The sequence below is a fragment of the Streptomyces parvus genome (assembly GCF_014648875.1).
GTDB classification, from domain to species: Bacteria; Actinomycetota; Actinomycetes; order Streptomycetales; family Streptomycetaceae; genus Streptomyces; species Streptomyces parvus.
In genome coordinates this window covers 136,081-149,395 of sequence record NZ_BMRY01000007.1, presented here as the reverse complement: position 1 = coordinate 149,395, position 13,315 = coordinate 136,081, and the positions used below count along the sequence as shown (strand labels likewise).

Genomic DNA, 13,315 nt, shown 5'->3' with positions numbered 1-13,315 from the left:
CCGGCCTCTCCCTCCCCTCTTCTTCTCCTCTCGCGTCGTCGCTCCACCTCTCGGGCTTCGGCGTGCACTAAATCGAACTGGAGTTCGCTATGTTTCTGGCCGACAAGGTCATCCAGCTCGCCTACGACCCCGGCATCAAGCCGAACGAGGGCGGACTTCCCGGCCTGTCCGTCCTCAAGCAGGTGATGGGCTCCATCAACCTCTTCGGCCTCGTCGCCATCGTCGGCGCCCTCGCCGTCAGCGCGGGCGTCTGGGCCTGGGGCCATCACAGCGGTGGACACCAGGCGGAGGCGAACGGCAAGAAGGGCGTGCTGGTCAGCTCTGGAGCGGCCCTCCTGTTGGGGGCGGCGAATGGGATCGTCGCCTTCTTCAGCACGTTGGGAACGCAGGTCCGCTGATGCCTGCCCACTCCTCGAACCCCGGCGGCGCATCTCGCGTGCGCCGCCGGGCGCTGCTCGGCACCGCCGCCCTGGTGGTGCTCGTCGCCCTCGCCGGCCTGCTCGCCTTCCTCACACGCGACGCCAGGGGCCCCTCCACGCCCGCACCACATAGCAGTTCGGCGACACCGCCTCCTTCCAGCGCGGCGCCGTCGGCATCGCCGCCTCCGCAGGAGAATCACCGGGCTCTGCCCCACCCGCCGAAGATGCACGACCCGATCGCCTACGGAAAGGCGGCGGCAGCGGCGCTGTGGTCATACGACACCCGGGCCTACTCCCAGCAGGCGCTGCTGTCCGCGCTGCGCGGGTGGATGACCGGAGAGAAGAAGTACGTCGACACCGCATCGGTCGCCAAGCTCGTCCCGTCGCCCGCGCTCTGGAAACAGATGGCGGACAACGGTCAGCGCGCCAAGGGAGTCGTGAACGAAGGGCACTTCCCCGACTCGTTCACCCGGGCTCTCCAGGACGACCCCGGAGCGATCACGCAGACCTACCTGTACGCCGTGACGGTCTCCGGCAAGCAGTCGATCGCGTGGAAGGGCTCCCCGGCCGGAGGCGCGGAGAGCCGCGTCACCACCCTCGCGGTCCAGTGCCGCCCCTCCTCTCCCTGCACGCTGGCCGGTGTTCTGCCAGCCGTCGCGCCCTGACCCCACCCTCAGAAAGGAGGTATCGCCATGGGAGTCTGCGACTTTCCGCTGATGGACAAGGTCTGCGGCGCCGTCGATTTCGCCAGCAACCCGGCCGGGGCCGTCACCGACGGCATCGGGGCGTGGATCGCGAAGTCCGCGGGTGAACTCGCGGCGAGCGCTGCGGATCTCGCCGCCGACGCCGTGAACTCGACCACCGCGATCGACCTCAACGCTCAGTGGTTCCGGACCAACTACGAGCTGCTGCTTCCGATCGGCCTCGCGCTCACCGTCGGCTTCTTCTGCATCGCCTTGGTGTCCGCCGCCTGGAGGCGGGACGAGCGCGCCCTGGCGCAAGCTGCGGTCGGCACGATGACCGGTGTCCTGTTCAGCTTCTGCGCCGTCGCCTTCACCTCCGTCGCGATCACGGTCGTCGACGTGCTGTCCGACGGCCTGTTCCAAGCCGCGAACACCTCGGTGGACGACGCCATCCGCCGCATCATCAACGTGCAGCAACTCGGAGCGATGTACGGCCTGGGCTGGGGCGTCCCGTCCCTGGTCGCCTTCGGCTGTGCCATCGGCGCGTTCATGTACTGGTGCGTGATGGTCGCGCGGAAGGTCGGCGTGCTCATCCTCGTCTCCCTGGCAGTCTTCGCCGGGGCGGGCGGCGGCTGGGAGGTCGCGAAGCGCTGGCGGCGCGGCTGGATCGAGGCCACCGCAACGCTCGTCGTCTCCAAGCTCCTGATGACCGTGGTCTTCCTCATCGGCGTCTCGGCGATGGGCAAGGCCGACTCCCAGGACGGCATGGCCGCTCTCTCCGACGCACTGGCCGGACTCGTCGTCATGATCTTGGTGCTGCTCTGCCCCTACGCGACGTACAAGTTCATTCACTGGGCCAGCGACGGCGGCGGCAACGACGATCTGCACCGCACCGGCGTCGCCGGAGTGGCGGTTGCCGCAGGCGCCGCGAAGACGGCCAGCACCCTCGCGATGCAGGCCGGCACCGGCACCCCCGCCCCGCAGGGGCCCAGCGAGCTTCCCGGCGCGGGGAGCGACGGTGTCACCTCCGGCATCAACCCCACCGGCGGGAACCTGAGCAAGGAGGGCATCGACTCCGGACCGCCGAAGGCACGGACGAACTTCCGGTACGGCGAAGACCCGGACGCCACCGGTGACAAGGGACGAGCCCTCATCCAGCGGCCCGGCATCCCACCGCTGATCAACCGGCCCGGCGGCACCGAAGCCGCCGAAGGCGAGGACGGCTCCGCAGCCCAGCCCGCTGCGGTGTCAATTCCGGGCGGGAGCATGCCACGCGTCGGCTCGGCGTCCCCGGGCGGCCCCGGGTCTCCGCCTCCGACCGGCGCCGGTCCATCGCCCACCGGGTCCGACACGAACTGGGTCTTCCCGACCCGTCCACCGTCCGGATCCTGACCCGCCACAAGTACGGGGGCGGGCTGCCACCCAGCAGTCCGCCCCCGCCTCCCCCGATCACCAGCGAAGGAGCCCTGCCATGTCCTCCAGAAGAGCGCCGCGCCCTCCGCCCCGCCGCACTCGCACCCACCGTCTGGACCCGCCATGTCTGCCCGATCCCAGGCCGAAACCGCCACGGCCACCGTCAAGTTCCCGCACCGCAGTCGCCGAGGCGTACTGCTCGGCCTGACCGTCCCCCAGCTCATCGTCACCGGGCTCACCGGGCTGCTGCTACTCGCCGTGATCATGACCCGTGGCGTCGTCGGCGCGCTCCAGCTCATCCCGCTGTGGAGCGCCATCGCCCTGCTCGTGTTCGTCCGCAAGCGCGGTCGGTCCCTGGCCGACTGGACGCCGATCGTCCTCCGGTACGCGCTGCGCCGGATGCGGGGCCAGTTGATCTGGCTCGCCCGCCCGTCCCGACGTCCCGTACGCGAAGGGCACCTCAATCTGCCGGGCACCTCCGCCAGCCTGCGTGTAGTCACCGCGCCCGACCGGCGGTACGGTGCCGTGCACGACCCCCACACCGGTTCGCTGACCGCCGTCGTCAAGGTCTCCTCCCGCGCCTACGCGCTCCTGGACCCGGGCACGCAGAGCGCGAACGTCGCCGGGTGGGGCCGGGCGCTCGCCGCGCTGGCCCGTACCGGGCACGTCGCCCGCATCCAGGTCGTCGAGCGTACGGTCCCCGACAGCGGGGACGCCCTTCGCCGGTACTGGGAGGAGCACGGCCGGCCCGACACCCCTCTCGCGGGCGCGATCTACACGGAGCTGATCCAGAGCGCGGGCCCCGCCGCCGCGCCGCACGAGGCGTACGTCGCCATCAGCCTGGACGCCAAGGCCGCGCAGCGGCTGATCAACCGGGCGGGCGGCGGCCTCACCGGCAGCTTCAGCGTTCTGGCCCAACTGACGTCGACCTTCGAGCAGGCCGCGCGGACCGCCGGGCTCAACCCCACCGGCTGGCTCACTGCTCGCGAGATAGCGGCCGTCGTGCGCACGGCGTACGACCCCAAGGCCCTGCCCGCGCTGGACCGCTGGTCCGCCTCCGGCCGGCCCGAGGCCGAGCCCGCTGCCGCCGGCCCCGTCGTGGTCGTGGAGAAGGGCAACCACATCGTCTCCGACTCCGCGTTCCACTCCACCTACTGGGTGGAGAACTGGCCCCGCACCACAGTCGGAGCCGGATTCCTCCACCAGCTCCTGTTCACGGCAGGCGTGCGCCGCACTCTCTCGCTCGCCTACGAGCCGGTGAGCGTGGACGCTGCCCTGCGCGATATCCAGCGCAAGAAGGCGAGCGTGGTCGCGGACGCCGCCGAGCGCGCGCGGCGTGGCCAGGTGGAATCCGAGGCGGACGCGATCGAGTACCAGGACATCCAGGCGCGTGAGCGTCAGCTCATCGCCGGTCATGCGGATGTGGCTCTGACGGGTCTGCTGACCGTATCCGCCGACTCCGAAGAGGAGCTGCGTACCGACTGCGCGGTGGTGGAAACCGCGGCGGTCGGTGCCGGACTCGACCTGCGTCCGCTCACCTGGCAGCAGGCCAGCGCCTTCACCGCTGCTGCGATGCCGCTCGCGCTCGCGGCCTGACGCCCGCACCTTCACCGCGTCCGGAAAGAGCACCCACATGTCCCGCACCACTTCCCCGTCCGCGCAGGACTTCGTTCCCTTCGCGACCGCCGCGCTCGACTTCCACCGAGCGCTCAACCTCCCCGCCGGCCCGCTCGTCGCGTCCCGGGAGGAGTTGGACGCCCTGCACGCCCACCTCGTCTCCCTGCACGGGCTGCTCGACGCGCACACCTCACGCACCGGTCCCCTCGTACAGGTCGAAGGCGATCACCTCCACGGTGCGCGCACCCGAATCTGGCAGGCCGCCGACCAAATCCACCGCGCCTACCACGCTTCCCCCCGGCCCGGCTCCGGCGACCTTCCCACCCGGGAAGCGTGCCGCCCCGGCCTGCCCGAAGGCGCTCCGGAACTCACCATCTGCCAACGCCACCAGCGCACCGCCCGCCTGGTACGGCGCCACTCCACCCCCGCTGACCTGCGCGCGCCGTTCACCGGCCTGATCCGCCACTGACCACTCACCCTCTGGAGAAACGTTCATGCCTAGGACCCGCGCCAGCGCCTCCCACCTGTTCGTCCCCCGCAAGGCATCCCGCGCCCAACAGCGCGCAGCCCGCGCCGGGTTCGCCGCCGCCCGCCGCCAGGCACAACTGGCCGGGGCACCGCCCAAGCACCGCAAGGAGGCCGCCCTCGACCCGGAGCTGCGACCGGTCTACCCGGCGTCCGGACGCCCCGGACCTGCCTCGGCGCGCGGCAGCAAGCTGCGGCTACCCGCTCACCGGATGACGACCGCCACGGTCAGCGGGGCCTATCCGTTCCTTGCCGAGGGTGGTCTCGGCTCGTCCGGGATCTTCATCGGCAGGGACGTGCACGCGGAGGCCGCCTTCTGCTACGACCCTTTCGCCCTGTACACCAGCGGGCGGATCGAGGGCTTCACCAACCCCAACGCCGTGCTCGCGGGAATCATCGGCATGGGAAAGTCGGCGCTGGCGAAGTCGATCGCGACGCGGGCCGTCGCCCACGGGTACAAGATCTATGTGCCCAGCGACCCGAAGGGTGAATGGTCGAACGTGGCGCAGGCTCTCGGCGGCCACACCATCGCCCTGGGACCGGGGCTCCCCGGACGTCTTAATCCTCTGGATGCCCCGGCGCGGCCCGCGTCGGTGACCGAAGAGGACTGGTCCGTCGAAGTACGCAAACGGCGTCTCGCGCTGCTGGCCAGTCTTGCCCGCACCGTGCTGAACCGCGATCTGCTGCCGATGGAGCACACGGCTCTCGACCTCGGCCTGGACCTGGTCGTCGCCGAGGCCAAGGTCCGCGGCACGGTGCCGCTCCTCGGCGACATCGCCGATGTCATGGGCTCGCCGGACCGCCTCGACCGCGGCTTCGGCAGCCCCGCCGGCGGGATGGGTCACGCAGCTCAGGACCTTGCCCACGCCCTGCGTCGGCTCGTGCACGGCGACCTCAGCGGGATGTTCGACGCCCCCTCGACCGTCGCCTTCGACCCGACGACGCCGATGCTCTCGATCGACCTCTCCCGGCTCGGTAACTCAGGCGACGACACCGGCCTGGTGCTGGCGATGACCTGCGCCAGCGCATGGATGGAGTCCGCTCTCGCAGACCCTGCCGGCGGACGACGCTGGGTGATCTACGACGAAGGATGGCGCGTCCTGAAGCACATCGCGCTGCTGGAACGGATGCAGAGCCAGTGGAAGCTCAGCCGAGGGCTCGGCATCGCGAACTTGCTGGTCATCCACAGGCTTTCCGACCTGCTCAGCGCGGGCGACGCCGGATCGCGCGGCCGGGTACTGGCCGAGGGGCTCCTCGCGGACTGCAGCACACGCATCATCTACCGGCAGGAGAGCGATCAACTGGCGGCAGCGGCATCGCTGCTGGGGCTGACCGGAGTGGAGACCCAGGCCGTCTCCTCCCTTACCAAGGGCAGGGGCCTGTGGAAGGTCGCCGGACGAAGCTTCGTCACCCAACACCTCCTCCACCCTTCCGAACGCGAACTCTTCGACACTGACGCACGCATGACGGGATAGATCAACCGCTGCTGGCCGCAGTGGAGTTGCTGACCTCCACGGATCGCCCCCTTCCCGAGGCGGGCTGCACCCCTGCGGCGATTCTCAGGGTCGGCGAACCGCCGGACAACTGGAAAGGGCGGCCCATCCCAGCTCACCTCCGGGCCGCCGTGCCGAAGCTCGCGTTCGGACGCGGTTCCGCCGGCCCGCAGAGGAACCCGTCGGCGTCCACCCGCCGCCAACCCCCTTCGCTGCCGCCTTCGCGGTGGCGCCGCCACCGGAACCAAGGACTTAACGTGCCCACTTCGTCCAGCTCTCCCTCACCCAACGAAGATCAGTCACCGGCAGGCAACGACCACATGGCGTGGCGGCAACACGTCCCGGCACTGGCCTCCGCTTCTGCCGGCATCAGGCAGGCAGAAGACGCCTGGGACGCCGTCTCGGACTACTTCTGCGACCACGACGGTTGGCCGGTGGACGAGAAGGGCTACGCGGACGGCAAGGTCGTACGCGACGCCCAGGCGTGGAAACACGTCGAGGTCTTCCTCGCTCACGGCCCCGACGTATTGGCCGGGGTCCGCGCCGCAGCCACCGGTGCCGATTACCTCGGGGGGCCGATCAGCGAGGATCTCCGGCGCCTGAGCAGCATCGATGCCGCCCTGAAACGAGCCGGACAGATCCAGCGCGAGTGGGATGACGTCATGACGATCATGGACGGCTCCCTCCCCGGCACCCGGGCGCTCTACGAGAGCCGGGCCCAGGAAATCCGCAACGCCGAGGGCTGGCACGACGCGCACGAGCTGTCGCTCCACGGTCCGGCGCTGGTACGGGCCGCTGAATACGTGACCAACCGGCCCGAATCCGAGCAGCCCTCGCAGACCGAGCGGGCGCGAGTGGCTCTCAAGCGATCCGCCTCCGGCACCAGCACAGCTCCACCAACCCCGCCCCCTGTACCTCCGGCGTCGCCGACGCCGCCCCATCGGTCCCGCTGACGCCACTACCACCGCATTCCGGCTCGGCCAAACCTGCCGATCTCCGGATCCTCATAACACCGGTACCCATACACGCGCCCCTCACGTTGACCCGTGTCGTCGACCATGGGGCGCTCGACCACGGAGACCACCAATGCCCCCCGATCAGCCCCTGGTTACCCTCCAACGGGAGGGCGCGCGTATCACCGCGCGTGCAAGCGGGGCCGCTGCCTCACGGGCGCCGGACAGCGATCCGGAGCACGAACGCGGGTACGGGCACCTCACCTCCCCCCTTCGGCAACGCGGCCTGGTCTGCACCGTCGAGTACGGCCTCAGCGACTACTTCGTCCATGCCTCGCTTCCAGACGGCAGCGACGTGATCATCTCGCCGCCGCAGGAACCGTCCAGCGAGCACCCACCCGGGTATCCCGAGAGCTGGCTCGTCACCCGCCACCGCAGCGATGAGCCGGCAGCCTACGAAGTGATCTACGACTCGGAGCCGGACGGCCCGCACGCCCAGCACCGCGGCGACGTCACAAGGTTGCTGGCCGCCGTCGACACCCGTCTGGATCAGCTCGGCGTACCTCCACGACCGGAGCCGAAACGGTTCGCTCACGACGTCGCCGCCGACGCGGTTCTCCACCGCACGGGCTTTGTCCCCGCCGTCGAGTTCGGCGGTGAGCACTACCACCGGCTGCCCTCGGCCATGACCGACCCGGAGGAGCAGCGGCTGGTGGTGACCCGGGCCTTCGACATGCTGCGGGCCGACGGCTTCGATGTCTCGTGCGACCCTGACCTGCTGGAACACGACATGCCTCCCCCCTGGATCCCGGAGACGAGCCTCGGCGACCGCCTCGGGTTTCTGGCCAAACACATCCAGGCGTCGACGCATACGCGCGACATGGTCGCCAACCTGAGCGAAGTGACCGCCCCGGGCGACGGCGTTCTTCAGCGGGTCGTGGAGATCCTCGACACGACGGCCGAGTGGTGGGAAGGGTTCGGCGAACCAGCCGATCACCGCTACGCACAGCGTCTGCGTACCATCGCTGAGAGCCTCGACTCCTACGCGATCGAGCTGCGCGCGATACGCGGCGATCTGGCCGACCGCCATGCCGTGCACCCCAGGAAGAACCGGGTCCGCGAGAACCAGGTCGCTGCGTCGACGCCTGCGCCACCACGGGTACGTGCTGCTCTCGCCCCCTCGCCGACGGCTGCGCAGCGTTGTGCTTCCCCGGCGCTCCCTGCCACAGCGGCGGGCGTTCGTCCCGTACCTCCGGCCCGCCCCTCGTCCGCCCCCGGTCGCTGACCGCCCCCCTTCTCGGAGTCCTCCGTGCCTCGTACCACCAGAACCATCCCGGACCTGGCCCCTGCCCTGCACGCCCACACCGGATGGATCAGCCATGCCCACCCATTACCAATCACTTCCCGATGTCGCCTTCGGTCACCACCCTGACCACGGCATCGTCGCCGCGAACCCGAAGCAACTCGTCTCCACCGCGTGGATGTTGGCTCGGCTCGACTTCCACCCCGTACCGGACCAGCCGACGCTGTACGCACTGGCTGATCAGCAGCGTGACGGACCGGGGCGTACCTCCCGGGCAGTCGCGCTGCTGCGCGAGGCCAGCTACCAGGTCGACGTGGACGCCGCGTACGACCCCTCGCTGGCCTCCCGTGCGAATTCCACCCGTGACCGGGCCCCGCGCACAGATCCCGAGGTGGCGTTCGCCGAGCATCCGCAGCTCGGCATCGTTGCGGCCACCAGCGACCAATCCTCGGCGCTCGGCGGCCAGCTCATCCTGGAGGAGCACGGCTGGCGGCTGGACCCGAATCTGGACATTTACACGCTGCCCGTCACCGCCGACCGCACCGAGTCCGTGCAGAAGGTCGCCAGCGCCACGGTGGCGATGCAGCGGTCCGGTCTCCAGGTCGCTGTTCATCCCCGCCTCGCCCACGACGCGGCGCTGCGCCGCGCTCCCGCGCCCACGAGCGCCGAGCGCCTCCTCCCCGTTCAGGGCGCCACGCCCAACAAATCTCGCAACGCCGCCGCGCTCGCAGCGAGCCCAGCGCGCTCGGGCCTCCGGGACAAGGCGCCGACTCCCGCCGCCGCTGCCTCCGGGGCTTCGGGTCGCCCCGTCGACCCGCGCATCGCGTTCTCCCGAAATCGCTAACTCACCTTCCATAAGGAGCAGTTCTCATGGCTGTGAAGACCATCTGGCCCATCACCCACTCGTGCGGCCACCACACCGAGCGCGACCTGTCCGGCCGGGCAGCCGATCGCCGCGCGGGCTTCGCCGAATGGCTCGCCAAGCAGGAGTGCACGGACTGCTGGCGGGCCGCCAAGGAGGGGGACGAGCAGGACAAGGCGGCCTGGCTGGAGACCAAGCGAGCCGAAGAGCAGGCCGAGTCGGAAGCCTGGTCGGAGCAGTACCGGATGCCTCCGCTGGAGGGGACCGAGCGGGCCGTCGCCTGGGGCGTGCGCTGTCGTCACCAGGTCCTCGCCGCTGCCTACACCGCCCTGGTACTCGAAGGGGAAACCGATGAGAGGGAGTGGGAGGCGATCGAGGAGGCCGCGCGCTTCGTCACTCGCGCCGGTTGGTGGATCGACCAGCGCTCCTCCGAGCCCGGAGACCTCGCCGAGCTGCTCCAGGCCGCCAGCGAGGCCGACCGGCCAACGGAGAACCCTCACTTCTGACGGCCCCGCCACCGCTCCTCGCCACGTACCAGCGGAAGCCGGGCGCACTCGAACGTGTCGCCTTACGTGGCCCCGATGCCTCGGGATAGACGGCGGCATTTACCAGCGAACTCCGGCCGGTCCAAATCGCGGATTCTGCGGATCCTCTCCGTCTGACGGCCCGAACGCCCGGCTCGTGTCCACTACTCCTTCGAGGTAGACGCCGTGATCGCTCACCTGCAGCGTGCCAGCAACACCATGGGGCTGCTCTCGTACCTGTACGGTCCCGGCGAACGTGGCGACCACGTCAGCCCTCGGCTGATCGCGGGCGAAGGTCACGGAGCCCCGATCGAACTGCTTGCCGAGCCCGGCTCGCTGCCCTACTTGGCGCACGCCCTCGACGCACCCGTCGAACGGCTCGGTACTCGTGTACCCGCGCAGCCGACGTGGATCTGCTCGGTTCGCTCCGATCCTCGGCAGCCGGACCTCACCGACGCGCAGTGGGCCGCTGTCGCCCGGCGTTTGGTGGACGTCACCGGGATCGCTCCGGAAGGTGATCCGGATGCCTGTCGGTGGATCGTCGTACGTAACCGGCCACGGCAGGTGCACGTCGTGGCCACCATCGCTCGCGAGGATGGAAGCCTGCACAACGGCTATCGCGACGCCTTCCGTCTGCAATCCGAGTGCCATCTTCTCGCCGAGCTGGGCCACCTGCCCATCGCTCCGCAATCGACGCCCCGCACCCAGGAGACCCGCATGCCTTCTCCCTCCATCACCATCACCGCCGAGCCCAGCGGCAGCGTCTCGGCCAAGGGCGCCAGCGACGACCTGTCCGCCACGCTCCTCAAGCACGCCGGCTTCCAGCAGATCGACGACTGGTACGGCCGACGTCACCGCCTCCCCACCACTACCCCGACCGATGACCGGGCGGCCATCGCCACCCACGCTGCCGAGATGCTCCGCGCCGCTCGCTACGGTGTCGACCTCGACCCTGCCCTGGACACCACCAAGGCGTTCACCTCTGCGAATCCGCTCGGGCCCTACGCCGCCGGGGCGGAACTCCTCCGGCTCACCGAACAGATCAGGTCTGCCGAGACCGGCGCCGACCTGAAGCAGGCTCTCGACCACCTCCTTGATCCCGAGCACGGCGCGCTGGAGCGCATCCGGGAGGCGCTGGAGGCGGCAGGGGAGCAGATCACCGATCTCGACGATGGGGCGTTCCAGCTCGCCGACCGGTTCGGCTTCGCCGAGGACTTCGTCCACTCGGCCATGTCGGAACTCGTTGATTCAGACGACGAGTTGCTCGGTGTCGGCCGTCCACAACAGCCCTCGGACCAGGCGCAGACGCGCTCTCGATGGCTCCCCCAATTCCGAGGCGCCGCCGTCGCCGCTTCACCTGCAGCGGCCAAGGCTCAGGTCTCCGCGTCTCCCGACGCTCGATCGACGCAGCCCAGCGCGGCCAGCATCCCGCCGCGCGCGCCAGGCCCTCGACTGTGACTCAGGTCGTCCTGGCCGGCGTCGAGATCAGTGCTCCGGCGCCCGCCACGCCGCCCCCGCCCATGGCCCGGCCTGCCAGCCACGAGCGCTGAAACGTTCCCCTCCGGCCGTCAAGGAGCAGACCCGTGAACGACACGAGAGCCGAGCGCGCCCCGCCGTCGCCCGCTCTCACCCTCAAGGAACCGCCGTGCCCCCACGTACCAGTGCGCCCTCGACCACCACCGGGTCGGACGCGCTCCTCTACCTCCTCTTCGGCGTCCTCGGCGCCGCCATATCCTTCGGCTCCCTCGCCTGGCTGACCGGCAACGTCACCAACTCCCTTGTCGGCAGCGGACCGTGGATCCCGTTCCGCGCGACGGACGCCCTACTGCACCCCGAGATGCTGTGGCCGACCCTGAGCACCACAGCGCTGCTGGTCGGCGTGCGCTTCGTCCCCGGCCTGATCACTCTGGCCCTGGCCACCACCGGCCTCGTGCTGTGGATGCGCTGGCGCTCCGGCTCCAGGACCGGCCTCGCCCGGAAGGGCGAGCTGGCACCGCTGCTGGACAAGGAGAGCACCACGAAGGCGAAGAGTCTCCGGCCCTCCCTCAGCGACCGGGAGCGTAAAAGAGGTCGCGCCCGCCGACCGCGGCATCCTGCTCGGCACCCTCGACCCCGGTCGCGCCGAGGTCCGGGCCTCCTGGGAGGACGTGATCGTCGCGATCATGGCCCCGCGCAGCGGGAAGACGTCCGGACTGGCGATCCCCGCGATTCTCTCGGCTCCCGGCCCGGTCCTGCTCACCAGTAACAAGGCCGCGAACGACGCCTTCACCGCGACGGTGGACGCCCGCGCCGAGGTCGGCACGCTCTGGGTCCTCGATCCGCAGCAGATCGCTCACCATCCGCGAGAGATGTGGTGGGACATCCTGGCCGACGCCCGCGACCTGGCTGGGGCGAAACGCTTGGCCGGGCACTTCGTCTCCGCGAGCGTGGACGAGTCGTCGGGCTCCGACTTCTGGTCCACCGCCGCGAGCAACACCCTCGGCGCGCTGTTCCTGGCCGCCGCCAGCCACCGGCGGCCGATCACCGACGTCCTGGCCTGGCTCGCCACCCCGGCCGACCGCACCCCGGTGGACCTGCTCACCGACGCCGGCCACGACGCGGTCGCCGCCCAGCTCCAGGGCACCGTCTCCGGCGCAACCGAAACCCGCGATGGCATCTTTGAGACCGCGAGGCAGTACGCGAGCTGCCTGCTCGACCCCGACGTCGCCGCCTGGGTCACCCCGAACGAGGACCTCCCCGAGTTCAAGCCCTTCGCCTTCGCCACGTCTCGCGACACGCTGTACCTCCTCAGCAAGGACGGCGGCGGCAGCGCGAGCGCGATCATCGCGGCGGCGGCCGACGCCGTCATGCGCGCGGCGGTCATCGTCGCCGAGCGCTCCGGCGGGCGACTCGACCCGCCTGCTCTGTGCGTGCTCGACGAGGCCGCGAACGTCTGCCGCATATCCGATCTCCCCGATCTCTACAGCCACTTGGGCAGCCGGGGCGTGATCCCGATGACGATCTTGCAGAGTTATCGGCAGGGCCAGCGGTGCTGGGGCGAGGCCGGGATGGACGCCCTGTACTCCGCCGCCACCGTCAAGATCATCGGTTCGGGCATTGATGACGCCGACTTCGCCGACCGTCTCAGTCGGCAGGTCGGTGACCACGACGTCCAGACCACCTCGGTGTCGACCAGCGAGGGTGGCAAGTCCACCTCGGTGAGCATGCGTACCGAGCGGATCCTGCCGCCCGACGCGATCCGCGCCCTCCCGAAGGGCAAGGTGCTGCTGCTGGCCACCGGGATCCGGGTCGCCATGCTCAACCTCAAGCCCTGGTACAAGGAGCCCTCCGCCAAGGTCGTCGGGCCGGCCTCCGCCCGTGCCACGAAGGCGATCACCGAGCGAGCCCTCGCCAAGACCATCGGCCACGACGACTTCGAGCTGTCGGCATGATCGCCCCCGCCCCCGAGGCGCTTCTGCATCGCAGCCGGCGGCCTCTGGATCAGGCACCGATCGACCGGGGCACCGTCCACGAGCGGTCGGGG

11 protein-coding genes and 1 pseudogene are annotated in these 13,315 nt (G+C 70.3%); all 12 read left to right on the top strand.

Annotation, left to right across the window (positions count from 1 at the left end):
• Positions 1 to 89 precede the first annotated feature (89 nt).
• The 12 genes and pseudogenes from IE140_RS22045 to IE140_RS21985 all read left to right on the top strand — a co-directional run bounded on the left by IE140_RS22045 (position 90) and on the right by IE140_RS21985 (position 13,223).
• Positions 90 to 398: a DUF6112 family protein gene (locus tag IE140_RS22045; RefSeq protein WP_032786133.1), complete on the top strand. Its 309-nt coding sequence runs from the start codon at positions 90 to 92 to the stop codon at positions 396 to 398.
• Positions 398 to 1,084 carry a hypothetical protein gene (locus tag IE140_RS22040; protein ID WP_050513200.1) on the top strand — a complete coding sequence of 229 codons (687 nt, stop codon included), beginning with the start codon at positions 398 to 400 and terminating at the stop codon, positions 1,082 to 1,084. The genes IE140_RS22045 and IE140_RS22040 overlap by 1 nt, the downstream gene beginning before the upstream one ends.
• A gap of 27 nt (positions 1,085 to 1,111) precedes the next feature.
• Positions 1,112 to 2,494, top strand: a complete 1,383-nt coding sequence (locus IE140_RS22035) for an SCO6881 family protein (RefSeq protein ID WP_032786131.1) — start codon at positions 1,112 to 1,114, stop codon at positions 2,492 to 2,494.
• Between the two features lie 144 nt (positions 2,495 to 2,638).
• A complete protein-coding gene (locus IE140_RS22030; RefSeq protein WP_032786130.1) occupies positions 2,639 to 4,111 on the top strand; it encodes an SCO6880 family protein in 1,473 nt (490 codons plus the stop codon).
• A gap of 37 nt (positions 4,112 to 4,148) precedes the next feature.
• Positions 4,149 to 4,601 (top strand): DUF6238 family protein, encoded by a 453-nt coding sequence (locus IE140_RS22025; RefSeq protein ID WP_032786129.1) that lies wholly within the window; start codon positions 4,149 to 4,151, stop codon positions 4,599 to 4,601.
• A gap of 25 nt (positions 4,602 to 4,626) precedes the next feature.
• The gene (locus tag IE140_RS22020; RefSeq protein WP_032786128.1) at positions 4,627 to 6,132 is read left to right on the top strand and encodes a putative type IV secretion/conjugal transfer ATPase; all 1,506 of its coding nucleotides are present in this window, start codon (positions 4,627 to 4,629) and stop codon (positions 6,130 to 6,132) included.
• Positions 6,133 to 6,470: 338 nt separating this feature from the next.
• Positions 6,471 to 7,103, top strand: coding sequence for a hypothetical protein (locus IE140_RS22015; protein WP_032786127.1), 633 nt, complete (start codon positions 6,471 to 6,473; stop codon positions 7,101 to 7,103).
• Between the two features lie 133 nt (positions 7,104 to 7,236).
• A complete protein-coding gene (locus tag IE140_RS36130; protein WP_225681967.1) occupies positions 7,237 to 8,388 on the top strand; it encodes a hypothetical protein in 1,152 nt (383 codons plus the stop codon).
• Between the two features lie 94 nt (positions 8,389 to 8,482).
• Entirely contained in the window at positions 8,483 to 9,250 is a 768-nt protein-coding gene (locus tag IE140_RS22000; protein WP_032786125.1) for a hypothetical protein, read from the top strand.
• A gap of 26 nt (positions 9,251 to 9,276) precedes the next feature.
• Positions 9,277 to 9,774 carry a hypothetical protein gene (locus tag IE140_RS21995; RefSeq protein ID WP_032786124.1) on the top strand — a complete coding sequence of 166 codons (498 nt, stop codon included), beginning with the start codon at positions 9,277 to 9,279 and terminating at the stop codon, positions 9,772 to 9,774.
• 204 nt (positions 9,775 to 9,978) lie between these two features.
• Entirely contained in the window at positions 9,979 to 11,250 is a 1,272-nt protein-coding gene (locus tag IE140_RS36125; RefSeq protein ID WP_225681968.1) for a hypothetical protein, read from the top strand.
• Between the two features lie 187 nt (positions 11,251 to 11,437).
• Positions 11,438 to 13,223, top strand: a pseudogene (locus tag IE140_RS21985) (type IV secretory system conjugative DNA transfer family protein).
• Positions 13,224 to 13,315: the final 92 nt, after the last annotated feature.

Coding starts and splice junctions, on each gene's coding strand:
- IE140_RS22045 (WP_032786133.1), top strand. CDS start 90: ATGTTTCTGGCCGACAAGGTCATCCAGCTCGCCTACGACCCCGGCATC.
- IE140_RS22040 (WP_050513200.1), top strand. CDS start 398: ATGCCTGCCCACTCCTCGAACCCCGGCGGCGCATCTCGCGTGCGCCGC.
- IE140_RS22035 (WP_032786131.1), top strand. CDS start 1,112: ATGGGAGTCTGCGACTTTCCGCTGATGGACAAGGTCTGCGGCGCCGTC.
- IE140_RS22030 (WP_032786130.1), top strand. CDS start 2,639: ATGTCTGCCCGATCCCAGGCCGAAACCGCCACGGCCACCGTCAAGTTC.
- IE140_RS22025 (WP_032786129.1), top strand. CDS start 4,149: ATGTCCCGCACCACTTCCCCGTCCGCGCAGGACTTCGTTCCCTTCGCG.
- IE140_RS22020 (WP_032786128.1), top strand. CDS start 4,627: ATGCCTAGGACCCGCGCCAGCGCCTCCCACCTGTTCGTCCCCCGCAAG.
- IE140_RS22015 (WP_032786127.1), top strand. CDS start 6,471: ATGGCGTGGCGGCAACACGTCCCGGCACTGGCCTCCGCTTCTGCCGGC.
- IE140_RS36130 (WP_225681967.1), top strand. CDS start 7,237: ATGCCCCCCGATCAGCCCCTGGTTACCCTCCAACGGGAGGGCGCGCGT.
- IE140_RS22000 (WP_032786125.1), top strand. CDS start 8,483: ATGCCCACCCATTACCAATCACTTCCCGATGTCGCCTTCGGTCACCAC.
- IE140_RS21995 (WP_032786124.1), top strand. CDS start 9,277: ATGGCTGTGAAGACCATCTGGCCCATCACCCACTCGTGCGGCCACCAC.